The sequence below is a fragment of the Nocardia nova NBRC 15556 genome (genome assembly GCF_001613005.1).
In the GTDB taxonomy this organism is placed as follows: Bacteria; Actinomycetota; Actinomycetes; order Mycobacteriales; family Mycobacteriaceae; genus Nocardia; species Nocardia nova.
Genome location: NZ_BDBN01000060.1, coordinates 37030 through 62547, shown reverse-complemented (window position 1 = coordinate 62547; position 25518 = coordinate 37030). Strand labels below are relative to the sequence as shown.

General features: G+C 67.5%; 30 protein-coding genes and 1 pseudogene. 19 read left to right on the top strand and 12 right to left on the bottom strand.

Annotated features, from left to right (window positions below):
• Both NN2_RS23265 and NN2_RS23260 read right to left on the bottom strand, forming a co-directional pair.
• Positions 1–901, bottom strand: a 901-nt coding sequence (locus tag NN2_RS23265) for a benzoate/H(+) symporter BenE family transporter (RefSeq protein ID WP_063015975.1), incomplete at its 3' end; no start/stop codon positions are given.
• Between the two features lie 203 nt (positions 902–1104).
• Positions 1105–1587, bottom strand: a pseudogene (locus NN2_RS23260) (Lrp/AsnC family transcriptional regulator); the annotation flags it as partial.
• Positions 1588–1773: 186 nt separating this feature from the next.
• Between NN2_RS23260 and pdhA the strand changes: the two are divergent.
• The 3 genes from pdhA to NN2_RS23245 are packed head-to-tail and all read left to right on the top strand — an operon-like array spanning position 1774 to position 5309.
• Entirely contained in the window at positions 1774–2889 is a 1116-nt protein-coding gene (pdhA, locus tag NN2_RS23255) for a pyruvate dehydrogenase (acetyl-transferring) E1 component subunit alpha (protein ID WP_063015968.1), read from the top strand.
• On the top strand, positions 2886–3866 hold the full coding sequence (locus NN2_RS23250) for an alpha-ketoacid dehydrogenase subunit beta (RefSeq protein WP_063015967.1): 981 nt from the start codon (positions 2886–2888) through the stop codon (positions 3864–3866). Before pdhA ends, NN2_RS23250 begins: the two co-directional genes overlap by 4 nt.
• A gap of 24 nt (positions 3867–3890) precedes the next feature.
• On the top strand, positions 3891–5309 hold the full coding sequence (locus tag NN2_RS23245) for a dihydrolipoamide acetyltransferase family protein (protein ID WP_063015966.1): 1419 nt from the start codon (positions 3891–3893) through the stop codon (positions 5307–5309).
• Positions 5310–5330: 21 nt separating this feature from the next.
• Here NN2_RS23245 and NN2_RS23240 read toward each other — a convergent pair whose 3' ends face one another.
• A complete protein-coding gene (locus NN2_RS23240; RefSeq protein WP_082857200.1) occupies positions 5331–5792 on the bottom strand; it encodes an acyl-CoA thioesterase in 462 nt (153 codons plus the stop codon).
• Between the two features lie 354 nt (positions 5793–6146).
• Between NN2_RS23240 and NN2_RS23235 the strand changes: the two genes are divergently transcribed.
• The 7 genes from NN2_RS23235 to NN2_RS23205 all read left to right on the top strand — a co-directional run bounded on the left by NN2_RS23235 (position 6147) and on the right by NN2_RS23205 (position 11470).
• Positions 6147–7487 (top strand): MFS transporter, encoded by a 1341-nt coding sequence (locus NN2_RS23235; protein WP_063015974.1) that lies wholly within the window; start codon positions 6147–6149, stop codon positions 7485–7487.
• A 9-nt stretch (positions 7488–7496) separates the two neighbouring features.
• A complete protein-coding gene (locus NN2_RS23230; RefSeq protein ID WP_063015964.1) occupies positions 7497–8072 on the top strand; it encodes a TetR/AcrR family transcriptional regulator in 576 nt (191 codons plus the stop codon).
• A gap of 68 nt (positions 8073–8140) precedes the next feature.
• Entirely contained in the window at positions 8141–8929 is a 789-nt protein-coding gene (locus NN2_RS23225; RefSeq protein WP_063015963.1) for an oxidoreductase, read from the top strand.
• A 196-nt stretch (positions 8930–9125) separates the two neighbouring features.
• Positions 9126–9446, top strand: a complete 321-nt coding sequence (locus NN2_RS23220; RefSeq protein WP_063015962.1) for a hypothetical protein — start codon at positions 9126–9128, stop codon at positions 9444–9446.
• Between the two features lie 5 nt (positions 9447–9451).
• Complete coding sequence (locus tag NN2_RS23215; RefSeq protein ID WP_063910849.1) at positions 9452–10873, top strand: hypothetical protein; 1422 nt, start codon at positions 9452–9454, stop codon at positions 10871–10873.
• A complete protein-coding gene (locus NN2_RS23210) occupies positions 10874–11176 on the top strand; it encodes a hypothetical protein (RefSeq protein WP_063015960.1) in 303 nt (100 codons plus the stop codon).
• A gap of 9 nt (positions 11177–11185) precedes the next feature.
• Complete coding sequence (locus NN2_RS23205; protein WP_146101057.1) at positions 11186–11470, top strand: hypothetical protein; 285 nt, start codon at positions 11186–11188, stop codon at positions 11468–11470.
• 69 nt (positions 11471–11539) lie between these two features.
• On the opposite strand, the gene NN2_RS23200 is transcribed toward NN2_RS23205, so the two are convergent.
• The gene (locus NN2_RS23200; RefSeq protein ID WP_063015958.1) at positions 11540–12976 is read right to left on the bottom strand and encodes an MFS transporter; all 1437 of its coding nucleotides are present in this window, start codon (positions 12974–12976) and stop codon (positions 11540–11542) included.
• Positions 12977–13035: 59 nt separating this feature from the next.
• Here NN2_RS23200 and NN2_RS23195 point away from each other — a divergent pair, with 59 nt between their 5' ends.
• Positions 13036–13542 (top strand): MarR family winged helix-turn-helix transcriptional regulator, encoded by a 507-nt coding sequence (locus NN2_RS23195; protein WP_063015957.1) that lies wholly within the window; start codon positions 13036–13038, stop codon positions 13540–13542.
• A gap of 6 nt (positions 13543–13548) precedes the next feature.
• On the opposite strand, the gene NN2_RS23190 is transcribed toward NN2_RS23195, so the two are convergent.
• From NN2_RS23190 to NN2_RS23175, 4 genes are all read right to left on the bottom strand, one after another.
• The gene (locus NN2_RS23190) at positions 13549–13866 is read right to left on the bottom strand and encodes a hypothetical protein (RefSeq protein ID WP_063015956.1); all 318 of its coding nucleotides are present in this window, start codon (positions 13864–13866) and stop codon (positions 13549–13551) included.
• A 183-nt stretch (positions 13867–14049) separates the two neighbouring features.
• The gene (locus tag NN2_RS23185) at positions 14050–15462 is read right to left on the bottom strand and encodes an NAD(P)(+) transhydrogenase (Re/Si-specific) subunit beta (protein ID WP_063015955.1); all 1413 of its coding nucleotides are present in this window, start codon (positions 15460–15462) and stop codon (positions 14050–14052) included.
• Positions 15463–15465: 3 nt separating this feature from the next.
• Positions 15466–15807: an NAD(P) transhydrogenase subunit alpha part 2 gene (locus NN2_RS23180; protein ID WP_063011164.1), complete on the bottom strand. Its 342-nt coding sequence runs from the start codon at positions 15805–15807 to the stop codon at positions 15466–15468.
• Positions 15807–16895 (bottom strand): Re/Si-specific NAD(P)(+) transhydrogenase subunit alpha, encoded by a 1089-nt coding sequence (locus NN2_RS23175; protein WP_063015973.1) that lies wholly within the window; start codon positions 16893–16895, stop codon positions 15807–15809. Before NN2_RS23175 ends, NN2_RS23180 begins: the two co-directional genes overlap by 1 nt.
• A 326-nt stretch (positions 16896–17221) precedes the next feature.
• Here NN2_RS23175 and NN2_RS23170 point away from each other — a divergent pair, with 326 nt between their 5' ends.
• The 3 genes from NN2_RS23170 to NN2_RS23160 are packed head-to-tail and all read left to right on the top strand — an operon-like array spanning position 17222 to position 19185.
• On the top strand, positions 17222–17692 hold the full coding sequence (locus tag NN2_RS23170; protein WP_063015972.1) for an HIT family protein: 471 nt from the start codon (positions 17222–17224) through the stop codon (positions 17690–17692).
• Positions 17689–18528: a maleylpyruvate isomerase family mycothiol-dependent enzyme gene (locus NN2_RS23165; protein WP_063015954.1), complete on the top strand. Its 840-nt coding sequence runs from the start codon at positions 17689–17691 to the stop codon at positions 18526–18528. Before NN2_RS23170 ends, NN2_RS23165 begins: the two co-directional genes overlap by 4 nt.
• Positions 18529–18534: 6 nt before the next feature.
• Positions 18535–19185 (top strand): Type 1 glutamine amidotransferase-like domain-containing protein, encoded by a 651-nt coding sequence (locus NN2_RS23160; RefSeq protein ID WP_063015953.1) that lies wholly within the window; start codon positions 18535–18537, stop codon positions 19183–19185.
• Between the two features lie 27 nt (positions 19186–19212).
• Here the strand turns inward: NN2_RS23160 and NN2_RS23155 are convergent, their stop codons facing one another.
• The gene (locus NN2_RS23155; protein WP_030513638.1) at positions 19213–19545 is read right to left on the bottom strand and encodes a winged helix-turn-helix transcriptional regulator; all 333 of its coding nucleotides are present in this window, start codon (positions 19543–19545) and stop codon (positions 19213–19215) included.
• A 67-nt stretch (positions 19546–19612) separates the two neighbouring features.
• Between NN2_RS23155 and NN2_RS23150 the strand changes: the two genes are divergently transcribed.
• Both NN2_RS23150 and NN2_RS23145 read left to right on the top strand, forming a co-directional pair.
• The gene (locus tag NN2_RS23150; RefSeq protein ID WP_030513637.1) at positions 19613–19939 is read left to right on the top strand and encodes a YciI family protein; all 327 of its coding nucleotides are present in this window, start codon (positions 19613–19615) and stop codon (positions 19937–19939) included.
• Between the two features lie 7 nt (positions 19940–19946).
• On the top strand, positions 19947–20591 hold the full coding sequence (locus tag NN2_RS23145; RefSeq protein ID WP_063015952.1) for a cysteine hydrolase family protein: 645 nt from the start codon (positions 19947–19949) through the stop codon (positions 20589–20591).
• A 12-nt stretch (positions 20592–20603) separates the two neighbouring features.
• Here the strand turns inward: NN2_RS23145 and NN2_RS23140 are convergent, their stop codons facing one another.
• Positions 20604–21191, bottom strand: coding sequence for a TetR/AcrR family transcriptional regulator (locus NN2_RS23140; protein ID WP_063015951.1), 588 nt, complete (start codon positions 21189–21191; stop codon positions 20604–20606).
• 157 nt (positions 21192–21348) lie between these two features.
• On the opposite strand from NN2_RS23140, the gene NN2_RS23135 reads away from it, so the two are divergent.
• Positions 21349–22812 carry an MFS transporter gene (locus NN2_RS23135; protein WP_063015950.1) on the top strand — a complete coding sequence of 488 codons (1464 nt, stop codon included), beginning with the start codon at positions 21349–21351 and terminating at the stop codon, positions 22810–22812.
• A 47-nt stretch (positions 22813–22859) separates the two neighbouring features.
• Here NN2_RS23135 and NN2_RS23130 read toward each other — a convergent pair whose 3' ends face one another.
• A complete protein-coding gene (locus NN2_RS23130) occupies positions 22860–23180 on the bottom strand; it encodes a GroES family chaperonin (RefSeq protein ID WP_030513633.1) in 321 nt (106 codons plus the stop codon).
• A gap of 50 nt (positions 23181–23230) precedes the next feature.
• Between NN2_RS23130 and NN2_RS23125 the strand changes: the two genes are divergently transcribed.
• Positions 23231–24589: an FAD-binding oxidoreductase gene (locus NN2_RS23125; protein WP_030513632.1), complete on the top strand. Its 1359-nt coding sequence runs from the start codon at positions 23231–23233 to the stop codon at positions 24587–24589.
• A 137-nt stretch (positions 24590–24726) separates the two neighbouring features.
• A complete protein-coding gene (locus NN2_RS23120) occupies positions 24727–25017 on the top strand; it encodes a GNAT family N-acetyltransferase (protein WP_030513630.1) in 291 nt (96 codons plus the stop codon).
• A gap of 30 nt (positions 25018–25047) precedes the next feature.
• Here NN2_RS23120 and NN2_RS23115 read toward each other — a convergent pair whose 3' ends face one another.
• Positions 25048–25356: a hypothetical protein gene (locus NN2_RS23115; RefSeq protein ID WP_030513629.1), complete on the bottom strand. Its 309-nt coding sequence runs from the start codon at positions 25354–25356 to the stop codon at positions 25048–25050.
• Positions 25357–25518: the final 162 nt, after the last annotated feature.

Here is a 25518-nt window from a genome sequence, read left to right as displayed (position 1 = left end):
AGCGCCGGCGCGGATCGGGATGGGCCGAGGGCGCGGCCGCCAACGCCGCGCTGATCGCGGCCAGGTTGATCGCATGTCCGCCCGCCGGGGCGCCCACGATGGTTCCCAGGCCGGTGACGGTCATCGACGCCCGCCACGGCACCCGATAGCCGAACGAGCTCATGACCGCCACGCCGGGTATGTTCTGCGCGGCCATCGTGACCACGTACAGCGGAATCGCGATGCCGATGACGGCCTGCCAACTCCAGTGCGGCACAGTGATTTCCAGTTTCGGAATCAGATCGGCGACCGGAATCGAGCGATGTCCGGCGATCATCGAGATTCCCGCCCCGGCCACCGCGGTGGCGAAGGCGCCGGGCACCGCCCACCGCTGCGCGTACCGCTGCAGCACCACCCACACCACCAGCACGGGCGCCACCACTGCCGCACTCGAGGTGGTCAGGGCCCGCAGCGGCGCGAGGCAGAGCGGCAGCAGGACACCGGCGAGCATGGCCTGCGCGATCTCGACCGGGATCGCGGAGATCAGCCGGCCCAGCCGTGACCAGCAGCCGGTGAGAACGATCAATACGCCGGTGACCGCGAACGCCCCCACCGCCGCGGGCCAGCCGCCGGTTACCGCGCCGGCGCCGGCCAGCAGCGCCGCACCGGGAGTCGACCAGGCGAGGGTGATCGGCATGCGATAGCGCCGGCTCAGGATCCACATGCCCAGCGCCTGGGTGACACAGACGGCCAGCAGGCCCGAGGCGGCCTGCGCCGGTGTCGCGCCGACCGCGGTCAGTCCCGCCAGCACGACGGCGAACGAACTGGTGAAACCGACCAGCGCCGCGATGATCCCGGCGCCGACCGCTTGTCCGGTACCGCCGGGCCCGTGTTCGCCCTCGACCGCCGCTCGGAGGCCCATCTGCCCCTCGGCGACATCGGGCGGGCGGGAGGCGGAATCGGTGGCAGTCACCGAGCTATCTTCGCGGGCGGCTGGCCCCGCCGTCAGCGGCCAGTACGCCGGAACTGGACCGAATTCTCGCCGGCATCGGATCGCCCTGCGTCGTTTCGTCCGGCGTCGTCTCGCCCGGCATCCTGTCGCGATGCTGCCGCCTCGTCGGCTCCGGCCAGTCGCTGTAGCAGCGGCGCGGTGCGCGGCCCGACCAACTGCTGCATGACCAGCGCCATATTGGTGCGCTGCACGCCCGCGATCTTCAGGATCGCGCCGGTGATCCGATACAGATCGTCGGCGTCGCGCGCGACCACGCGAACGGTCAGATCCGTCTGCCCGGTGGTGCCGCACACCTCGGTGACCTCGGGGATCTCGGCGAGTTCGGACACCACGTCGGCGAGCCGATGCTGATCGACCACCACCGCGACGAAGGCCGCGAGCCGGTAACCGAGTGCGCGCGGGTCCACCCGCCGCTCGAATCCGGCCAGCACACCGGCGGCCTCCCATCGGGCGAGCCGGGCCTGCACGGTGTTACGGGACAGCCCCAGCCGCGTGGCCAGTTCCACCCCGGTGGCACGAGGGTTGGCAACCAGTTCCAGCAGCAGCCGGGCGTCGGTGGCGTCGATAGTCGCCGGGGCGGGTTCGGCACTGGGCATGTTACGCAGTATGACAGCTCCTACCCGGTCGGGATCGAGCATTCTGCACAGTTCGCGTGTCGCCACTTGCGCATCCCGCTCAATCGTGGATGCTGTGAAGTACAGCACACAGCTGGCGAAGAGCAGTCCGCCGGATCGCGAGGGACGGAAGACCCCGTCGTACGCGGCAACGAGGAGGTGACGGCTGTGCACAACACCACAACCAGGCACGACACCGGGACGAACCCCTATCCCGTGCAACTGGTCCAGCCCGACGGGCGCCGCGTTCTCGACCGCGAGCACGCGGCCCTGATCGCGGATATCGGTCCGGCCGAACTGCGCGAACTGTACGAGGACCTGGTCGTCACCCGCCGCATCGACGTCGAGGCCACCGCATTGCAGCGGCAGGGCCAGCTCGGCCTGTGGGCCCCGCTGCTCGGGCAGGAGGCATCGCAGATCGGCTCGGCTCGCGCACTGCACGACGACGACTATGTCTTCTGCAGCTACCGCGAGGCGGGTGTCGCCTACTGCCGCGGCGTGGATCCCACTCTCATCACCCGGCTGTGGCGGGGCGTCGCACATTCGTGCTGGGACCCGGACGAGATCAATATGACCAATCCGGCCATCGTCGTCGGCTCTCAGGGCCTGCACGCCACCGGCTACGCCTACGCCGCACACCTGGAAGGTGCGGAGATCGCGGTGCTGACCTACTTCGGTGACGGCGCCAGCAGTCAGGGCGATATCGCCGAGGCGCTCGGCTTCGCCGCCACCTGGAGTGCGCCGGTGGTGTTCTTCTGCCAGAACAACCACTGGGCGATCAGCGAACCGGTAGAGGTGCAGAGCCAGACGCCGATCGTCCGGCGCGCCTACGGGTACGGCATACCGGGCGTCCAGGTCGACGGCAACGACGTGCTGGCGGTGCTGGCGGTGACCCGCCAGGCCGTCGCCCGCGCCCGCGCCGGCGGCGGCCCCTCGTTCATCGAGGCCATCACCTATCGGATGGGCCCGCACACCACCGCCGACGATCCCACCCGCTACCGTTCGGCCGCGGAAACCGAACTGTGGAAGCGCCGCGACCCGATCGACCGCATGCGACGACTGCTCGAGCGAGAGGGTTTGTGGGACAGTGACTTCGAGCGGCGGGTCACCGAACGCGCAGACGCGGTCGGTGCCGCGGTCCGCACCGCGACCATCGACATGCCCGATCCGGATCCGATGCAGCTGTTCGAGCACGTCTACACCACCCCGCATCCCCTGATCGCCGCCGAGCGCGACGAGTACTCCGGATACCTGGCGGATTTCGAGGAAGGAGTACGGGCATGATCACCACCTTCGCGAACGCGCTGAACACGGGGATGCGCCGGGCCTTGGAGGACGATCCGAAGGTCGTGCTGATGGGTGAGGACATCGGGCGGCTCGGCGGCGTATTCCGGGTGACCGACACGCTGCAGAAGGACTTCGGCAACAATCGCGTCATCGACACGCCGCTGGCCGAATCCGGCATCATCGGAACAGCTTTCGGAATGGCACTGCGCGGTCTGCGGCCGGTGTGCGAGATCCAGTTCGACGGATTCGTCTACCCGGCCTTCGACCAGATCGTTTCGCAGGTCGCCAAGATCCACTACCGCACGCAGGGCAAGGTCCGCGCCCCGATCACCATCCGGATTCCCTTCGGCGGCGGAATCGGTTCGGTCGAACATCATTCGGAGTCACCGGAGGCGTATTTCGCGCATACCGCCGGACTGCGCGTGGTGTCGCCGAGCACGCCCGAGGACGCGTATCGACTGTTGCGCCAATCGATCGCGTGCGACGACCCGGTCGTCTTCTTCGAACCGAAGCGACGCTACTGGGACAAGGCCGATCTCGATTTCACCGCTCTGGACGCCGATCCGCTGCCCATGGACCGGGCACGCATCCGCCGGTCGGGCCACGACGCCACCCTCGTCGCCTACGGCGGGATGGTCGCCACCGCCCTGACGGCGGCCGAAATCGCGGCCGGAGAGGGACATTCACTCGAGGTGATCGATCTGCGCAGCCTGTCGCCGATCGACTTCGACACCATCGAGGAATCGGTGCGCCGGACCGGCCGCCTGATCGTCACACACGAAGCGCCCGTCTTCGCCGGACTCGGTGCCGAGATCGCCGCGCGCATCGCCGAACGGTGTTTCTACTACCTCGAGGCGCCGGTCCTGCGCGTCGGTGGCTTCGACATCCCCTATCCCCCGGCTAAGCTCGAACGGCACCACATGCCAGACCCGGACCGCATTCTCGACGCGGTCGATCGAACCTTCGCCGCCTGATAACTGTTCGGACAGAGGTGCCCGTTGGAAGACCCTGCTGTGGACGACAACAATCACATACTCGAGTTCCGGCTGCCCGATCTCGGGGAGGGATTGACCGAGGCCGAACTGATCTCCTGGTCGGTGGCCGTCGGCGATACCGTCGAACTCAATCAGACCATCGCCGAGGTGGAGACCGCCAAGGCGCAGGTGGAACTACCGTGTCCGTTCGCCGGGCAGGTCGCCGAGCTGCTGGCCCGGCCCGGTGAAACGGTGGCGGTCGGCGCACCGCTGATCAGAGTGCGCACCGATGCCGGCGAAGCTTCCACGACGGCAGCCGCGGCTTCCGGGGCTACCGGCGAAGCTTCCGGGGCCGCCGAGGGCCGTACGTCGGTGCTCGTCGGTTACGGCCCCGGGGCCGAAGCGCCCACCCGGCGTCGCTCCGCGAAAAACGGTGCGGCGAAGCCGCATTCGGCCGCGCCCGCACGCGGCGAGGAGATTCCGCCGGAGTTCCCGGGCCGCCCGCCCGCCACTCCGGCCGCCCGCCAGCTGGCTCGCGAACTCGGTATCAATATCGCCTTCGTGGCCGGCTCCGGTCCGGGTGGGGCGGTGACGGTCGAGGATGTGCGCCACGCGGTGCCGGTATCGCAGCCGCCGCGCCGAGTGCGGACCGAGGAGGAGGCCGCCGACGCGCCCCGTCCGGCCGCCCCGCCGGTGCCGACCATGCGGCCCGACGGCGGCGTCATCCGGCCGACGCCGAGCGAACGCGAAACCCGCACCCCGGTCAGCGGCGTCCGCAAGCGCATCGCCGCGGCCATGACCACCAGCGCCCGCACCATCCCGCAGGCCAGCGCGTTCGTCACCACCGATTTCACCGCCTCGATGGAACTGCTCGACCACCTGCGCAGCACCGACTCCTTCACCGGCCTGTCGCTCACTCCGCTGGCGCTGGTCGCGAAGGCGACGCTGGCGGCGATCGCCGAATTCCCGGGGATCAACTCCTATTGGGACGCCGAGGCCGATCAGATCGTCACCAAGCATTACGTCAATCTCGGCATCGCCGTGGCCACCGAACGCGGCCTGCTCGTCCCCAACATCAAGGAGGCGCAGTCGCTGAGCCTGCGCGAACTGTGCCGGGAGATCGGCTGGCTCGCCGATGTGGCGCGCGCCGGCTCGGCGACCCCAGCCGATCTGCGCGGCGGCACCTTCACCATCAGCAATGTGGGTGTCTTCGGTGTGGACACCGGTGTGCCGCTGGTCAACCCGGGCGAAGGCGCGATTCTGTGCCTGGGTTCGATCCGGAAACGCCCCTGGGTGTACCGCGACGAACCGGCGATCCGGTGGATCACCACGCTGGGTGTGAGCTTCGATCACCGCATGATCGACGGTGAGCTCGGCGCGCGGTTCCTGTCGACGGTGGCCTCACTGCTCGAGGATCCGCTGACCCTGCTGGGCCGGGTCTGAGGTCCCCCGGGGCGCCGGCGCCTAGGTCTCGTCGGTCACCAGCGCGGCGGCGGCGCTGCGGATGATCGCCGGGATCTCGACCGATTTGCGAGTCTCGTTGTCCACGTAGACGTGCACGAAGGTGCCGGTGGCGGCCAACTCCAGATCTTCCCCTGTGGTGTCGGCGGCGGTGCCGGCGTCCAGGACTCGGAAGATCGCCAGATCGTAGGTGATGCTGGAGCGACCGAGGCGGCTGATTCGCAGCCCCACCCGCAGTTGGTCGGGAAAACTCAGCGAGCCCAGATACTGGCACGAGGTCTGGGCGACCACGCCGATCGCGGGCAGTTCCCGGATGTCGGTGCCGGTCGCGGCCATCAACCAGGCGTTGACCGCGGTGTCGAAGTACGAGTAATAGGTCACGTTGTTGACGTGGCCGTAGTGGTCGTTGTCGGCCCATCGGGTCGGCACCGGCCAGAGCACCGGGTAGTCCTGCTGTGTGGTCACCGCCCCGACAATAGTGACGCGACCTCAGCGACGCGGGCGGAGGCGGCGGTGAACCCGGCGCGCCGCCGAAACGTGTCGGTGGTAGGTCATACACTCGAATCGAAACCGGTTACATCCGGGGCCCGTGCGGTGACGTCGACGATGCCGTGATCGTTCGGGAGACGGGGAGCCGCCGACCGCGGTCGGCGCCGCCGAATCAACGACGCTTCGACGCACTCCTCCGCTCCGGAGTCGTACCCGCGGGGCAGGCGCTTCGGGTGTTGGGCCCCAAGGGGATCCACGTGCCGGGCCGCCCGGTCCGGCACGGCCTCTCGTGCGGTGAACAATCGGTGCGCGCCCGGTACCGTCGAATCGATGCATTCATCGGTGGAGACGACACGGCGCGGGACGGTTGCTCCGGCCGCTCGCCGCGCGCGGGCAGCGGTGTTCGCGACTTTCGCGCTCAACGGGTTCCTGGCCGCGATGTGGGTGGTGCACATTCCGGTCATCACCGATCGCACCGGGGTATCGCACGGAACCCTGGGATTACTGATTCTGGTGATGGCCGGCAGCGGCATCGTCGGTATGCAGGCGGCGGGTCCGCTCGCCGACCGCTTCGGCAGCCGGGCTCTGGTCGCCGCCGCCGTCAGCTGGCTGATCGTGGCGGTGAGCGGGCCGGCGTGGGCGACCGGGCCGATCCAGCTCGGCCTTGCGCTCGCGATCTTCGGTTTCGGCAACGGCGCGCTCGACGTGTCGATGAACGCCCAAGCCGTGCAGGTCGAGCGGGTTTACGGCCGGCCGATCATGGCCGCGTTCCACGCACTCTTCTCCTGCGGCGGCCTGGTCGGTTCGCTCGCCGGCGCGGCGGCCATGCACGCCGGCGCCGATATCCGGGTGAGTTTCGCGGTCGCGGCGGTGCTGGGCCTGCTGGTGATGCTGGCCAGTGCGCCGAGTCTGCTCCCCCGCCCGCACACGACCTCGCACGTCGAACCGAGCGCCGCCGAATACGGCGCGCCGACCGCCGACCACGCGGGCACCGCTGCCGCGGTGGCTCGCGAATCGGACGTGAAATCCGCCGTGGCATCGCAGGATTCCCGCACCCGACGCGGCGAATCCGTGCGGCGGCGCATCCGGCGTCTGCTCCCGCCGAAGGTACTGGCCTTGGCCGCCATCGCTTTCGCCCTGCTGATGGCCGAGGGCGTGGCCAACGACTGGAGCGCCCTGCAGACGCACGAACACCTGGGGGTCGGCGACGCCACCGCCGCACTGTCGTTCGGCGCGTTCTCCATCGCGATGACCGTCGGCCGTTTCACCGCGGACCGGGTCAGCGAACGCTTCGGCCGCGTCGCCGTCGTCCGCTGGGGTTCGGTCCTCGGCGCTGCCGGCCTCGCCGTCATCATGGTCTCGCCGTGGCTGCCGCTGAGCCTCACGGGCTGGATCCTCGCCGGCCTCGGCCTCGCCGGCGGCGTCCCCCAAATCTTCACCGCCGCAGGCAATCTGGGCACCACCACCGCCGCCACCGACATGTCCAAGGTCTTCGGCCTCGGCTACCTCGGCTTCCTCGCCGGCCCCTCGGTCATCGGCTGGCTCGCCCAACTCACCTCCCTCACCCTCGCCTTCACCTTCCCCCTGATAGCCGTCCTGCTCTGCGCCTGGTTCGCCGGGACCGTCGGGGACGCACACCGAGTTGTTGACCTGGAGGACAAAAACTCGTAAGGTTGCGGTATGGGCAGGCCGCGCAACTTCGAGACCGAGACCGTGGTGGATCGGGCGATGGATGCGTTCTGGACTCATGGGTATGCGAATACTTCGCCGGCGCAGCTGGCCGAGGCGACCGGGATCGGGAAGGGGAGTTTGTACAACACGTTCGGCAGTAAGCGGGAGCTGTTCGAGCGGGTGCTGAACCGCTACGACCGGATGGGGTCGGAAGTAGTCGGCGAGTTCATGGCGCGGCCGGGAACGGCACGGGAGTGCATCGGCGCGTTCATCCGGTTTCTGGTGGATTCCGATGTGGCGCAGCCTGTTCGGCGTGGCTGCCTGGCGGTGAACACCGCTACCGAATTCTCCGCGCGGGATGCCGAGATCACGAAGGCGGTCCATACCATGCAGGAGCACACCATGTCCGCCCTGGCCGAGCGGATCGATCAGGGTCGCCGCGACGGCGACGTGGCACAGGACGTCGATCCGCGAGCCGCCGCCGAATTCCTGATGAACACCATCGTGGGACTGCGCGTCATGGCCAAGACCAGCGATGCGGAGGCTCTGCACCGCATCATCGACACCGCACTGACCACATTCTGATATCCGGCCGCGGTCGCGGCCTTTTTCACACCCGAATTTTTGACCTTAAGTTCAAGAAAGGGAATCTCATGGACCTCGAACTGACCGGCAAGACCGCCGTCGTCACCGGCGCGAGCCGAGGCATCGGACTGGCGATCGCCGAGGCGCTGACCGCCGAGGGCGCGCTGGTGGTCGGCGCGGCGCGCACCGTCACACCGGAGCTCGAAAAGGCAAGCATCGCAGCCTATTCGGTCGACCTCGGTACCTCCGAGGGCGCCACCACGCTGATCGATTCGGCACTGCGCGAACTCGGCGGCATCGACATCCTCGTCAACAATGTCGGCGGCGGCGACGCCGATCGGCTCGGGCTGGGCGCATTCACCGACATCACCGACGAGCAGTGGCGAACCCTGTTCGACCTCAACCTGTTCAGCGCTGTCTGGACCACGCGCGCGGCGCTGCCCAGCCTGCTGGAACGCCGCGGTTCGATCGTGAACATCTCTTCGATCAATTCGCGTCTGCCCGCGGCCGGACCGATCGGCTACAGCGAGGCCAAGGCCGCGCTCACCTCGCTGAGCAAACGCCTCAGTGAGGAATTGGCCCCGCGCGGCGTGCGCGTCAACACCGTATCCCCCGGTGTCGTGGGCACGCCGCTCTGGCGCGACCCGAACCGATTCGGCGGGAAACTCGCTGCGGCGCAGGGCATCTCGCACGATGATCTACTCGCGGGAATCAGCGAGAGTTTCGGCATCGCCTCGGGGCGGATCTCGGAGCCCGAGGAGGTGGCCGCGCTGGTCACCTTCCTCGTCTCCGCGCGGGCCGGCAACATCGTCGGCGCCGACTACGTCATCGACGGCGGAACATTGAAAGTCGCCTGACCCCTACCGCTCGTGCTTGTGCCGCAGGCCGTTGCCCAGGGCGACGGCCGCGGCCGGCCACGCCCCGACACTCAGCACCGCAAAGCTGATCACGTAGGCGTGCAGCGACGGCACCCCGGTGTGCGCGCTCGGTCGTCGCAGTCGTCATCCACCGCGAGACCCGCTTCCCTGCTCTATGCTGACACGAGGAGGGGAAATGACATTTCAAGTCGATCCGGACGGACTGCGGGCCGCGGCCGGGGAGTTGGCGCTACTACCGACCGAGGTCGACAATGCGCCGAAACTCGACGCCGATCCGGTGGCGAAATTGCTCGCGGGTTTGTCGGTAGGGACCGAACTCGGCAAGTCCAATGCGGCGAGTACGCAAGCCAAAGACGTTCTGAAGGCGCGTTTCGACGAGTTCTCAGCCCTGTTGGTGACGTGTGCAGACAGCTTTCACGGCAACGACCAAGACGCCGCTCAGCGCCTCGCCGCTGTCGCGGATCTGAATTCCGGCGATCCGCACGCGGGTCGGTAGCCATCATGCCGACTCCGAAAGAAGTACTGGCCATGGATACCTCGGGCCTGCAGGGCGTCGCCGACCGGGCCGGCCAGATTGCCGACGCCATCGTCAAAGTAGCGGGCACGCTCCACAAGACCATCCACGACGATCTGGCGTGGCAAGGCGCGGCGGCCCGAGCCGCCGAAGACAAAGCCGACCGTGAACAGACTCAGATGCGAGCGATTGCCACCGCATACGATGACCTCAGTGCCGCCTGCGCCGGCGCAGCTCGCGACCTTCAGTACCCGATAGCGGAAATCAAGACGATCTTTCAGCATTACGTCGTCCCGCCGGTTGCCGTCGCTGACGACTGGAGCGCAACCGGAATACAAGATCCGAATTCCGAAGCGGGCGTGCAGCTTTCTCGCCTGCCGGGACTGGTCGCCAGCCTCCGAACCGCCGATGCGCAATGGAGCGCCGCCATTGCCACGGCCAACGACGAACTGACGAGGCTGGCATCGACGACTACCTTGACGGCGATCAAGGTGGCCGATCAGAGCTTCAAATCGATGGATTCCCGCGCCGATCCGGATCGGATCCGTACCTCGGCCGCGGCGTTCCAGCAGTTGTTCGGGCGTCCGCCGACAACCGCATCCGACTGGAGTACAGCCGAGGTCCTGAACCCGAACAGCTATACCCCGGAGTTCAAGGGGGTCGGGCCCGAGATCCGTGTCGTCAAGATCACGCCCGTTCCTGGGCAGGGGGTGGTCCGATCGTCTCAGTACATCGAGCAACGTGACGTCTCCGACCCGGACCCCAACCCGCTCAATCTCAATCCCGGCGCTCGCGACTTGGGCAACAATCGAACGGCCGACCCGAACTTCGATCCCGAACATACGAAGGTCACTACGTATGTCGACTACGAGAACGGCATCGTCGTCATGCGCCAGAACCCGTCTGTCCGCGAGAACGACGACGGCAGCCCGGGCGAGGTCAAAGTTGGTGCGCCGGAAGGGAAAGTGTGGCAGAACCCAGACGGGTCGGTACGCATCCAATACGACGCGGGTAACCCACTGCCGCCCTCTTGGATGACCAAACCTCCCGGCCTGGATGGCCACGATGTCACGGTCAACGGCGATTTGGTGTTCCAGCCCGGTCCGAACGGGGTCCAAGTGAACGGGACGCGCACCGATTACCCATCATTGGAGGTGTATCAAGACACCCCCGACGGTCGCACGCAAACGATCGCGCTGGATCCGGCTCGATCCGGGAGCTCACTCGGCCCGGCTCTGAATCTGCCGTTTCACCATGACATCGGCGTGGGAGGTGCGGCCTTCGGTCCGTTCACCGAGTGGAACGATCGCTATGATGTGCCAGGCAATCCGAAGCCGTCGACATCGTTCGGTCCGGTCACGGCGCCGCCTACCGCCCCAGTGCAGCGGATACCCGCAGGGACGGCCTGAATGACGCCCTCTTCGTCGGAAGATGCGCGGTTCTGGCGCCTCGCCACATGGGGCGTCGCGGGTTTCTTCCTGCTGCAGTTGGTGGTCATGATCATCGCGGCGCGCGCGATGCACTCGGACACCGACGGCACGATCTTCGGTTCGTTTCTCGCCGCCTCGGTGGTAGGTACCCTGATCGCCTCGCTCCTTCGATGGAAGGCGCGGGGGCCCGCCCGCGGCGTAGCTCTTGCCGCAGTGACCACCGCGGGCATATGGCTCGGGTCGTCTGTCATCATCGGATGCCTCTATTTCGCGACCAGGTAGGAGCGTCCTGTGACCCGAGAACACTCCGCTCCGCAGCACAGGCGCGAAACCTGGTTCGGCCCACTGTCATTCAGAGGGGCTGCAGTGTGCCTCACGCTGAACGTGATTCCGTTCTTCATCAACGGTTACCTGATCTTCGCGCTCGTCCTGCTGTACGCGATCGAATTGATCGCCGCTGCTGTGCTCTGCGCTCGCGGAGGGGGCGCGCGACAGCTTGGCACAGGCATCGCGGTGGCGTTGGTCGGCACTGCCGGCTGCTTTGTGCTGCTCCCCGCACTGGGACGGTTGTCCTGACGGTCATCCGCGTTCTCGATCCGCCAGAAATGTGGGATCCCGGTTACGGCATACGATAACCGCTGACCGCTACCGTTCGTGCTTGTGCCGCAGGCCGTTGCCCAGCGCCACGGCCGCGGCCAGCCACGCCCCGACACTCAGCACCGCAAAGCTGATCACGTAGGCGTGCAGCGACGGCACCCCGGTGTGACCGATGGTGAGAGCGCTCAGGATCGAGGCCGTGATGGCGCCGGCGATACTGCCGCCCGCCGTACGCACCAGTGAGTTGATCCCGCTGGCGATTCCGCTCTCGCTCATCGGAACATGCTGGACGGCAAGGGTTCCCAGCGCCGCATAGCCGATCCCGAAGCCTATGCCCTGCAGCGTATTCGAGATGACCATGTCGTAGCCGTGCGCATTCGACAGCGCCAGCCATCCGGTCGCCGCGCCGGCGAAGGCCGCGCCGATGGCCAGGGTGAAGGCGGGTCCGATGCGCGCGACGATGCGCCCGGTCCGGAAGGAGAAGAAGGTCATCAGCACCGAGCTGGGAATGCCGTAGAGACCCACGGCCAGCACCGAGCCGGACAGACCGTAGCCGACCTTGTCGGCGGGGGTCTGCACGAAATTCGAGATCAGGGTGAAGGAGCCGAACATCGCGAAGCCCAGCAGCGCCGACGCCATATTGGCCGACAGCGAGCGCGGGCCGACCAGCAGGGGCAAGCGCACCAGCGGCTGCGCGACCTTGCGCTCCACCAGCACCCACACCACCGCCAGCACGGCGGCCGCGGCGAACAGCCCGATCACGCTGGTCTCCCCCCAGCCCCAGCGCGGTCCCTCGCTGATGGCCAGCAGCAGGCACACCAGCAGACCGGCGAGCAGGACCGCGCCGAGATAGTCCGGCTGCCCGCCGTGGCGCTGCCCGACATCCTTGGCGCTCACCCCGACCAGCACTGTGGCGATCACGGCCAGCACCGCGGTCATCCAGAACACGGGATGCGGATTGGTGGTCTTGTCCGCGATGACGCCGGTCACCAGCATGCCAATGGTGCCGCCGACACCCATGGTGCCGCTGATGACGCCGATGGCGGTGGTGAGCCGCTCGCGCGGGAAGGTGTCGCGAATGATGCCGATGCCCAGGGGAATCAACGCCGACGACGTGCCCTGCAGCGCCCGGCCGACGATGTAGACGCCCAGCGAAGTCGCCACCGCGCAGACCACCGAACCGGCGATCAGCAGTCCCATACAGAACATCACCATGCGCTTCTTGCCGTACATGTCGCCGAAACGCGAAAGCAGCGGCGTGGCAACGGCTCCGGTGAGTAACGCGGCGGTGAACAACCACGTCACACCCGCTACGTCGGTGTGAAGTTGCCCGATCAGCCTGGGCAGCAACGGAATTACCACGGTCTGCTGCAGCGAGACCACGAGTCCTGCCGCGCACAGCGCCAGCAGCGTGACGACCAGGTGCGCCGGCGCACCGGTTTCGGAATCGGTTCCGGTGGATCGGCCGGTGACGGTCGACGTCATCTGAGTTCCCTATCTTTATACTTACCTAACTTAAGTAAGTTGGGTAGTAGGATAACCCTGTGCCGCGTTCCGAAGGAAGTCCCGAATCGGTGGTCGACGCCGACTACATCGTGGAACTCGAGCGCGCCCTGACCCGGATCGCGCACCTGCTCACCCGGGCCAGACGGCACGATCGCACCGTGGCCGCGGCCGGGGTGAATCTCGACCGCGCGAACGTGCCGCTGCTGCGGATGCTGGCCGACGCCGCGGAGCCCATGCGCATGGGTGAGCTCGCGGCCTGCCTGGATGTGGAGGCGCCGCATGTCACGCGTCAGATCCAGCGCCTGGAACGGGCCGGCTACGTCGATCGGGTGACCGATCCGGAGGACCGCCGGGCACAGCGGGTGCGCATCACCGACGAGGGCCGGGCCACCGTCGACGCTATCCGCGCGGTGAGCCGACGTCATATGCGCGACGCGCTGGCGGACTGGTCGACCGAGGACCTGCGTCAGCTCGCGGCGCTCAACCACCGCATGGTCGACGCGTTTCTCGACAGTGCCGAGCGCACCGACGCCTGGCGGCGATGACCCTCCTCAGCGCTCCTTGCGGTCGATCCGGATCCTGACGTCCGGCCACGGCGGATTCCGTACGACCGCAATCAAGGACAGCGTCGTCGCCACCAAGCCGACGAAGATGCCCAGCAGCGCGATGGCGGTGTCGTCGGTGACGGCATGCCAGCCGGTGTTCCCGTCCTGGATTACGAAGACGCCCAGCGGTCGCGCACGCCGGAATTTTCCGCCGGGGCGCGTCACCGGGATGACCGTGGCGCCCTCGGGGGTCTGATAGGGCGTCCCGTAGACCGCCGAATCATCGCCCACCGCAGGCAGATCGAATCGCTCCCGAACCGTCATGTCGACCCCTTCCGGCTGTTGTGCGACGCTCCCGGCACCACCGCGCTCTGCGGGCCACTCTAGTCTGCCCCGCGCTGCCGGAAGGCACCGTGCACGCAAGGAAGCGGCCCGCAGCAGATGTGCTGCGGGCCGTTTCGGGTCCGAACCTGAGCCGCCACCGATGCGGTGGTGACGCCTCGATCGTTAGAGCGCCTTGAGTTCCTCGGTGACGGCTCCCACGGATTTCTTGGCGTCGCCGAACAGCATGGAGGTGTGGTCGGCGTAGAACAGCGGATTGTCGATGCCGGCGAAGCCGGAGTTCATCGACCGCTTCAGCACGATCACGCTCTTGGCCTGATCGACGTTGAGCACCGGCATGCCGTAGATCGGGCTGGAGGAGTCCTCGCGCGCGGCGGGGTTGGTGACGTCGTTGGCGCCGATCACCAAAGCCACGTCGGTGCGCGAGAATTCGCCGTTGATGTCGTCCATTTCCTTGAGCGCGTCGTAGGGGACCTCGGCCTCGGCCAGCAGCACGTTCATGTGGCCGGGCATGCGACCCGCGACCGGGTGGATGGCGTATTTGACCTCGACACCCTTGGCCTCCAGCAGCGAGGCCATCTCCTTCACCGCGTGCTGGGCCTGGGCGACGGCCATACCGTAGCCGGGCACCACGATCACCTGGTTGGCGTAGGCCATCTGGATCGCGGCATCGGCGGCCGAGGTGGCCTTGGCCTGCTTCTGCTCACCGCCACCGGCCGCGGCGGCACCGCCGCCACCACCGAAACCACCCGCGACGATGGCCGGGATGGACCGGTTCATGGCCTTGGCCATGAGGTTGGTCAGGATGGTGCCGGACGCGCCGACGATCATGCCGGCCACGATCATCGCGGTGTTGTTCAATGCCAGACCCGCGGCCGCCGCGGACAGACCGGTCAGCGCGTTGAGCAGCGAGATGACCACCGGCATGTCCGCGCCGCCGATCGGCAGCACGACCATCAGACCGAGCACCGCGGCCAGCACCAGCAGCAGCACCATCCACCACCACGGCGCGCCGTCCTTGGTGGCGCCGATACCGATGACCACCGCGGAGGCGATCGCGCCCAGGGCCAGCAGCAGGTTGACCGGCTGCTGCAGTTTCCCGAGCCCGATCGGGCGGCCGGGCAGGATCTCCTGCAGCTTGCCGAACGCGATCAGCGAGCCCCAGAACGAGATCGAACCGATGATCGCCGCGAACAGCGAACCGATGATGATGTGAACGGTGGGCTGCTCGTGCAGCGACGAAAAGCCGTCGCTGTTGAGGAATTCCGACCACGCGATCAACGCGACCGTGCCACCACCGACACCGTTGAACGCCGCCACCAGCTGCGGCATCGCCGTCATCTTGGTGAACTTCGCCGGCGGAACACCCAGCGCCACACCGACAACCAGGCCCGCGATGATGATGATCCAGTTCGAGGTGTCCCGGATGGAGATGAACGTCGCGATCACCGCGATGCCCATACCGACCGCCGCGATCCAGTTACCACGCACCGCGGTCTTCGGACCGGTCAAGCCCATCAGGCCATAAATGAACAGCGAGAACGCGACGATATAAAGGATGTTGACCAGATTGTCCATGAGTCAGCGGCCCGCCTTCTCGGTATTTCCAGGGCGCTCCGCGCCCGACGCAGCGGGCTTCTTGCCCTTGAACATCCCCAGCATCCGGTCGGTCACCACGAAACCACCGACCACGTTCAGCGTTCCGAACACCACCGCGACGAACAGAATGATCTGCGTGATCACCGACGGGTGCTCGACCTTGCCGAGGGTGACCAGCGCACCCAGCACCACGATGCCGTGAATGGCGTTGGTGCCCGACATCAGCGGGGTGTGCAAGGTGTTGGGCACCTTGGAGATCACCGCGAAACCCACGAATCCGGACAGCACCAGAATCGCGATATTGGCCAAAAGCTCGGTATACATCAGCCCTGCTCCTCGGAATCGGCGGGACGGCTCGGCGCACCGGCCACACAGGAATCGGCGAGCACCTGGTCGCCGAAATCGGGCTCGAGCTCGCCGTCTTTCAGCATCAGCTCCAGCAGCGCCGCAATATTCTTCGAGTACAGCTCCGAGGCGTGCTCGGGCATCGTCGCCGGCAGATTCAGCGGCGAGCAGATCGTGACACCGTGCTTGACCACCGTCTTACCGGGCTCGGTCAGCTCGCAGTTGCCGCCGGTCTCCCCCGCCAGGTCGACGATCACACTGCCGGGCTTCATCCCCTCCACCGCCGCGGCGGTCACCAGACGCGGCGCGGGGCGACCCGGCACCAGCGCGGTGGTCACCACCACGTCGAAACCCTTGATGGCATCTTCCAAAGCCTGCTGCTGCTGGGCCTTTTCGTCCTCGGTCAGCTCGCGGGCGTAACCACCCTCGCCGGCCGCATCGATACCCAGATCCAGCCACTGCGCACCCACCGACCGCACCTGGTCGGCCACCTCGGGCCGCACGTCGTATCCGGTGGTGCGCGCACCGAGACGCTTGGCGGTCGCCAGGGCCTGCAGACCCGCGACACCCACACCGAGCACCAGCACCGTCGCCGGCTTCACCGTGCCCGCCGCGGTGGTCAGCATCGGGAAGAAGCGCGTCGACTCCGACGCCGCCAGCAACACCGCCTTGTACCCGGCGACATTGGCCTGCGAGGAGAGCGCGTCCATCACCTGCGCACGCGAGATGCGCGGGATCGCCTCCACGGCGAATGCGCGCACGCCCGCGTTCTGCAGCGCCCCGATCTTGTTGTCGGCGTTGCGCGGAGCGAGGAATCCGATCAGCGTCTGGCCCTCGGACAGTTTGGCGATCTCGGCGTCGTTGGGCGGGGCCACCTTCACCACGACCTCGGCCTGCCACGGATCACCGATCGTCGCGCCCGCGGCCTCGTAGGCTTCGTCCGGAATCAATGCCCCGACACCCGCGCCGGCTTCGACGACGACCTGTACACCCTGCTTCACCAGGCTCGGGATGATCTTCGGCACCAACGCGACGCGTCGTTCGTCGGCATTGGTCTCACGAACCACACCGACACGCGTGCGGTGCGACGCGCGACTGTCGTCGCCGGGCTGCGCGCCCTCGTTCGCGCCCTGCGTTGTCTCCACTGGTCAACTTCCTTACTTGTGACGGCAAGCTGGCCCCCTGATGTCCAGGTGGGCCGCCTGTTGGGTCTGGCCGAGCGGAACTTACTTTTCAGTAAGGTCCGAAATAATTCTCGCAACTGTACCCGGCAGGCCGGTGAGATTAGTTGAGATCAACATCACATCACACCACGGCTTTTCCCTCGATTGCCGCTTCACGCAGCGCAGAAGCGGGCTATGCCGGGTGCGCCTTACGCCGTAATGTCTGCGTGGTGAGTGGCTGTATCTTCTGCCGGATCGTCGCGGGCGACGCGCCGGCGACGCGGATCTACGAGGACGAGCGCGTGTACGCCTTCCTCGACATCCGGCCAGTCACCCGGGGACACACCCTGGTGATTCCGAAAAGCCATGCCGCCCACCTCGACGAACTCGACGCCGAACTGGGCGCGGACCTGTTCCGCGTGGGCCATCGCATCGCAAAGGCGTTGCGGCGCAGCGATCTCGGCGCCGACGGCGCGAATCTCGTACTCAACGACGGTAAAGCGGCCTTCCAGACGGTGCATCACGTCCACCTGCACGTGGTGCCGCGCCGCGGTGGTGATCTGTTCACCTTCGCCCGCGGCTTCCTGCTGCGACGGCCGCACGATCCGACGGCCACCGCGGCCGCGCTCCGCACCGGGCTCGACCGGCTCGGCGCGGAACCGGACCGACTCGACCCGACCGACAGGGAGACTCGTTCATGAGCACAGCCTCACTCGACCGCGCCGAACTGACCAGTGCGCTCTCCGGCCAGTGGGATGTGCTGGCGGAACTGACCGCCGGATTGGACGAGGACCGCTGGCGGCTGCCGTCACCGCTGCCGGGGTGGACGATCTTCGATGTGCTCGCCCATGTCGTCGGCACCGAGTCGATGCTGCTCGGCGAGTCGCTACCACAGGTGGACCGTGACGTTCACGCCTTCGACCACGTCCGCAACGACACCGGAGCGCTGAACGAGATGTGGCTGGAATCGCTGCGACCGCTGCGCGGCGACGAACTGCTGCGGCGGTTCACCGAGGTGACCGACCGGCGCCGCGCCGCGCTGGCGGCCGTCGACGAGGCCGCCTGGACCGCCGATATCCAGTCCCCGATCGGGGTGGTGCCGTACGGCAGGTTCATGCGGGTGCGGTTGTTCGACTGCTGGATGCATCAACTCGACATCACCGACGCGCTCGGCGGCGATGCGAAAGCCCTGGGTATGGACGAGGGCGGCCGGCGCGCCGAGATCGCACTGGACGAGATCGAACCCTTCCTCGGGCGCGTGGTGGTCAAGCGGGGCGGCGCGCCCGACGGATCCCGCATCACGATCGAGACCACCGGTCCCGTCGCCCGGACCGTCCACATCCGCGTCGACGGGCGCGCGGACGTCGTCGCGACCCTCGATCGTCCGGCCGACACCGTCGTTCGGCTGAGTTCGAGCCTGTTCGCCCGCCTGTGCGGCGGACGCACCGCCGCCGCGGATCATCGCGACGAGATCGAGGTCGACGGCGACCGCGCACTGGGTGAGCGGATCGCCGCGAATCTCGCCTTCACCATCTGACTCGCCGTGCGACTCTTCCTGTCCAGCTACCGATTCGGCGCCCACTACGACCGGTTCGCCGAGCTGGTCGGCGGTCCGGGGCCGATCGCGGTCGTTCCGAACGCCTGCGATGCGTGGCCGTCCGCGTGGTCCGGGGCGGTGACCAGCGATCTGGTTCCCCTGCGGCGCAGCGGTTTTCGGCCCGAGGTGGTCGATCTGCGCGATTACATCGGTCGTCGCGCCGAATTGGAGCGGGTGCTGCGCGGATATCCGGCGCTGTGGGTTCGCGGCGGCAACACCTTCGTCCTGCGGGCCCAGTTCGCCCGCAGCGCGGCCGATCTCGTGCTGCGTGACCTGTTGGCCGAGGACGCGCTGGCCTACACCGGGTACAGCGCGGGCGCCTGCCTGCTCACTCCCGACCTGCACGGCCTGGAGGACGCCGACGATCCGGCCGAGGTGCGGCTCGCCTGTGGTATCGAGCCGCGCTGGGACGGACTGGGACTGGTGGACCGGGCGATCGTCCCGCATGTGGATTCGCCGGCCACCGATCCGGACGGCCACGGCACCCGCCTGGCCGCCCGTTTGCGCGCGGCGGGAACGCCGCACTGGGCGCTGACCGACGACGATGCCGTCGTGGTCGACGGTGCACGCACCGAGGTGCTGACCGCAGCCGGCTGACCCGGCACGGTCCGGCCGCGATCGTGCTCACCCGAGGGTGATACCCGTTCGCTCACACCGTTTTTCGCCCCATTCGTACAGCGCGGTCAACACCGGAACCAGGCTGCGCCCCTCGGCGGTCAGATCGTATTCCACCTGCGGCGGGACGGTATCGAATACGGTCCGGCTGACGAGACCGTCGGCCTCGAGCTCGCGCAGTTGCTGCACCAGCATCTTCTCGCTGGTCGAGGGCATGGCCCGGCGCAGGTGACCGTAGCGCCGCACCCCCTCCTTCAAATGCGCGAGGATCACCGGTTTCCACTTCCCACCGATCAGGTCGACAGTGACCTCGACCGGGCAGTAATACCGCCGCTGCGACATCGCGCTCACCTACTTACCGAAAAGTGCGCTCTTGTAACACTGTAATCGCGGGACTTGCATGGATCTCATGAAAGTTATCGCCTTCGACCGCTTCAAACCCGGGGTCACGCTCGAGACCATCACACCGTATCTGCCCGAGGAGGTCGCGAATGTGTGGCGCCTCTGGAAGGCCGGAATCGTCCGGGAGAACTACGCCCGTGCGGACGAATCGGGTGTGGTGATCGTCTTCGAGGTGGACAGTGTCGCGGAGGCCCGGCGATATGTGGACGATTTCCCGTTGTCCAAGAAGGGCTTTCTGGAATGGACCTACGTTCCGGTGACCGCCCCACTCCCGCTCGAGGCGCTCATGGACGCGTCGGTCGACACGGCCGAACCCTACGATCGGACCAGGTGAGCAGTATATGCGGCATGCATTCGGACTCGACATCGCCCTGACCGTGGCGGACGCGTGCGATCCGGCTCGGACCGCGGTGCTGATCTACGACATGCAGGTCGGCATCGTCGGTCAGATCGCCGCCGGGCAGCAGATCGTCGATGCCTGCGTCCGGCTTCGTGATATGGCTCGAGCCAACGGTTTTCGCGTGTTCTACACCCGGCACATGTCACTGCCGCCGGCCGCGGCCGGGGTGGCGCAGCTGCGGACGGCCATGGCGTGGCAGCGCGTGGACGATCCGAGCCGGGTGCGGTCGATGTTCCCGCAGGGCTCACCGCAGTATCACCTGGTTCCGGAGCTGACCCCCGGCCCGGACGAGGTGGTTTTCGACAAGATCACCATGTCGGCCTTCGCGGGCACACCCCTGGATATCGCCCTGCGTGACCTGCGCATCGATACCGTCGTGATCGCGGGGATCGCCCTCGAGGTCGGTATCGAGCCGACGGTGCGGCATGCCATCGATCTGGGTTATCTGCCGATCACGGTGACCGACGCCTGTGGCGCCGGACATGCCGATGCGGCCGAACGGTCATATGCCGCAATGGCTTTCGCCGGCGGATCGCTGACCACCGACCTGGCCACCCTCGAGACGGAGATCGCCGCGCGGCGTTAGCGGGTGTAAGGCTCAGGATTCCTCGCGCGGCGCCACGATCCGGCGCGCGGCGTCACGCACCCAGTTGCGCAGCTCCGCCGGATCGTCGGGGCCGCCGACGACGAACCGCCGGGATTGCGGGAGCGCCTGCTGATAGTTGATCAGCCCGGTCAGCAGGGTGAGCAGATAGCCGGGCGGCATATCGTCGCGCAGCAGTCCCCGCCGTTGTGCGGCCTCGACCTTCTCGATCTTGTCCCGGTAGCGGCGCGCGCGGGCCTCGCCGGCGGTCACTCGGTCCGGCGCGAGTTCCAACGCCTCCCACATCTGCAACCGGAGGAATTCCGGATGTTCGCGGTGGTAGGCGATATGGGCGTCCACCCAGGCATCGATATCGTCGATATCGGTCGAGACCGCCGCGGCCACATCGAGCATCGCCTTCTCCAGCACCTGTTCGAACAGGTGTTGTTTGTCGCCGAAGTAGGCGTAGATCAGCTGCTTGTTGGCCTTGGCGTTGCGGGCGATGCGATCCACGCGGGCACCGGCGATCCCGTGGGCGGCGAACTCCTCGGTCGCCGCCTCGAAGATGCGGGCCTTGGTGGCCTCGGGATCGCGCGGGGGCATGCCATCGATGCTAACCAACCAATTGGTTGACACGACGCCGCGGGCGCTGGAATAGTTCTAACCAACCGGTTAGTTACATCCCGTGCGGAGACCGATCCGCATCCCGCGGCGCAGCGCGGCGCCGTCGATACTCTCGACCGATTCCGGGGAGTCCGATATGCCCACCCTCGAAACACCCACCGCCCCACCACTTCTGCGTACGCCGTCGGCCGAGCCCGTGCCCTACCCGGCGCGCTGGCGGGTGCTGCCGGTGGTGCTGAGTGCCATGTTCATGGCGATGTTCGACTGGTTCGTCGTCAATGTCGCCGCCTCCTCGCTACAACACGATCTGAACGCCGGCGAAGCGGCGCTGGAACTGATCGTCGGCGGCTACGGCTTCGCCTACGCCTCGGGCCTGATCACGGGCGGCCGGCTCGGCGACCTGTTCGGCCATCGGCGCCTGTTCGTCGTCGGCATGCTGGCCTTCACGGTGGCGTCGCTGCTCTGCGGCCTCGCACCGAATGCTTGGGCGCTGGTCGGCGCGCGCGTCCTGCAGGGCGGCACCGCGGCGCTGATGGTGCCGCAGATGCTGGCACTGATCAACACCCTGTTCCCGCCGCTCGAACGGCCCCGGGCGATGGCCGCGTTCGGCGCCACCATCGGCCTCGGCGCGGTCGCGGGCCAGGTGCTCGGCGGCGTCCTGCTCGACGCCGATCTGTTCGGCTGGGGCTGGCGGACCATTTTCTACATCAACGTGCCGATCGGACTGGTCGCGGCCGCCCTGGCCGCACGCTGGCTGCCCCGCACCGGCAGCACTCGCCGGGCGCGGCTGGATCCCGTTGGCGCCGTGGGCATTTCCGCGGCACTGGCACTGCTGCTGATTCCGATCACACTGGGCCGGCCGGAGGGCTGGCCGCTGTGGACCTGGGTGTCGATGGCGGCCGCGGCGCCGGTGCTGCTGGCGACCCTGCGTTACGAGAACCGGCTGGCACGCCGCGGCGGGGAACCGGTCCTCGACACCGCCATGGTTCGCGAACGCGGCTTCAGCCTCGGCCTCGTGATCGCGGGCGGCTATCTGACCTTCTTCGCCGGATTCATGCTCTGCCTGACGCTGATGCTGCAGGGCGGCCTCGGATTGTCGCCGCTGCGTGCGGGTTCGGCGTTCGCGCCGCTGGGACTCTGCTTCGCGGGCAGTTCGCTGTTCCTGGCACCGCGGGTCGCCAACCGGTTCGGCAACCGGGTCATGGTGATCGGAACCTGCACCAGCCTGACCGGCCTGGGAATCACCCTGGCTGTGCTGGTCGGCATGGGCACGCAGGTGAGCGCCCTCGCGTTGATTCCGGGCATGATGGTCGTCGGCCTCGGCAACGGGATGACGATCCCGTCGGTGGTCTCGGCCGTGCTGTCCTCGGGCATCCCCGCACCGCAGGCCGGGATGGCGGCCGGCGTGCTCACCACCGCGCAGCAGTTCGGAAACGCCATCGGCGCAACCGTTCTCGGCGTCATCTTCTTCTCGGCGCTGGGCGCGGTGCACAGCACCGGCAGCTATGTGACCGCCATGGAGATGGCCGCGGTAGCCGGGATCGCGGTCCTCGCCGTGGTGCTCGCCGCCGCGCTGGCGCTACCGCGGCACACCCGCTGATGCGCTCGATGCCCCTGGCTACCCGGCCGGGGGCATCGCCGTGCCGGTTACAGGTACAGGCCGGTGCCGTGTTCGGGGCGTTCGCTCGCCACCGCGTGCAGATCGCGCTCGCGCAGCACCAGGTAGGCCTGACCCTGCACCTCCACCTCGAACTGGTCCTCGGCGCTGAACAGCACACGGTCGCCGACGCCCACGCTGCGCACATGCGAACCCACCCCGCTGACCTCACCCCAGGTCAGCCGCTTCGCCACCTGCGCGGTGGCGGGAATCAGAATGCCGCCGCTGCTGCGTCGTTCGCCCTCCTCCTGGGAGACGCGAACCATGATCCGGTCGTGGAGCATCTGGATCTCTAGCTTGGCATCGGACACCGCGGCAGTGTACTGCGCACGGATCCCGCGCGAGCACGTAGGTTCGGGGTGTGGACATCGCAACACTCGCAGACCGGCTTCCCGACGGCACGGTCGTCACCGATCCCGACATCCTCGCCGGGTACCGCCACGACCGCGCGCTCGATCCACAGGCCGGAATGCCGGCGGCACTGGTCCGGCCGCTGACCACCGAACAGGTCGCGACCGTGGTCGGCTGGGCGCACGAACATCGGGTCCCGCTGGTGCCGCGCGGCGCCGGAACCGGACTGTCCGGCGGCGCGACCGCGCAGGACGGCGCCCTGCTGGTGAGTACCGAACGCATGCGGGAGATCACGGTCGATCCGGTCACCCGGACCGCCGTCACCCAGCCCGGACTGCTGAACGCCGAGGTCAAACGGGCGGCGGCCGAACACGGACTGTGGTATCCGCCGGATCCGTCATCGTTCGAGATCTGCTCGATCGGCGGCAACGCGGCCACCAACGCCGGCGGGCTGTGCTGCGTGAAATACGGCGTCACCACCGACTACATCCTGGGTATGGAGGTGGTGCTCGCCGACGGCACGGTGGTGCGGCTGGGCGGGCCGCGACTCAAGGATTCCGCCGGGCTGTCGCTGACCAAACTGTTCGTCGGCAGCGAGGGCACCCTCGGCATCATCACCGAGCTGACGCTGCGGTTGCTGCCCGCTCAGCCGCAGCAGAGCACCGTGGTCGCCACGTTTTCCACCCTCACCGCGGCTACCGCGGCGATCGAGGCGGTCGCGGCCCGGCTGCGTCCCTCGATGCTGGAATTCATGGACTCGGTGGCGATCAACGCCGTCGAGGACGAGATGCGGATGGGACTCGATCGCGAGGCCGCAGCCATGCTGGTGGCCCGCTCGGACGCTCCCGGCGAATACCGGGCCCGGGAGGCCGCGATCATCGCCGAGGCCTGCGAAAGCGCCGGAGCCGCCGAGGTTTTCCGGACCGAGGACCCCGAGGAGGGCGAAGCGTTCTGCGCCGCACGGCGATTCGCCATCCCCGCGGTGGAACGCAAGGGTCCGCTCCTGCTCGAGGACGTCGGCGTGCCGCTCCCGCGCCTGGGCGAGCTGGTCACGGGTATCGCCGAGATCGCCGCGCGGCGGGAGGTGCTGATCTCGGTGATCGCGCACGCCGGTGACGGCAACACCCACCCGCTGATCGTCTACAACCCCGCCGATGCGGACGAGACCGCACGCGCGCATCAGGCCTTCGGCGAGATCATGGACCTGGCCATCGCGCTGGGCGGCACGATCACCGGCGAACACGGCGTCGGCCGGTTGAAGAAGGCGTGGCTACCGGATCAGGTCGGTCCGGAGGTGATGGATCTGACCCGGCGCATCAAGGAAGCCCTGGATCCGCACGGCATCCTCAATCCGGGCGCGGTGCTCTGAACTCGGACCGGCCGGAAAAATCTCGCAAATCGGACAGTCGACGGCTAGGCTGCGAAATGTCGGACGAGCTGAATCGAGTCTGCGGGAGCTGACCCGCGCGCGGAACAAATCGTGGCGACGACGGAGTTCTACCTGATATGACGACCAGGCTCGAGCACAATACGGCCGCCGGCCGCTACGAGATCTACATCGACGACACTCTCGCCGGCTACGCGGATTACGCGGAGAACAGCGTGGGCGACAAGCCGATTCGCGATCTCAACCACACCCTCACCTTCCCGGAGTTCCGCGGGCGCGGGGTGGCGGCGCAACTGGTGGAATACGCGCTCACCGACTGCCGCGACAACGGCTTCGCCGTCGTGCCGACCTGCTGGTACGTGGAGCAGTACATCGGCGACCATCGCGAATACGCCGATCTGGTCGCCTAGCGGTCCTCCTGCGGCGCCGCGGTCTCCGCGTCAGATGCGGCGCCGCCAGACCAGGAACTGGCGGTCGCCGACCGTCCCCATCGCCTCGATCACGGCGGCGTTGTCGAAGCCCGGTAGTTTCTGCAGGCGGGCCAGGAACTCGGTGTCGGCAGCGGAATGCGGGACCACGCAACCGTTCCCGCGCACACCGATCAGTACGAAGAACACGTCGTCGGCGAAGGGACCGTCGGCGGTGGTGATGATGCGCACCTCGGTCAGCTCCAGCCAGGTGACCTCTTCGATTCGCCCGTTGTCCAGGGTGCGGCGGACGAACCTGTCGGTGATCTCCACGCCTGCCATGCATCAATAGTGCGCTGCGAAAGCCGTTGGGACAATTCCGAATTCGCCCGATTGCGATTGAACGAACATTTGAAATTGCATCTGAAAGTACTTCGCAGAGATTTTCGTGGCACTACCGTTCTACCAGCGAAAATTGCCGGTAATTCACTGAATTCGGCGCTT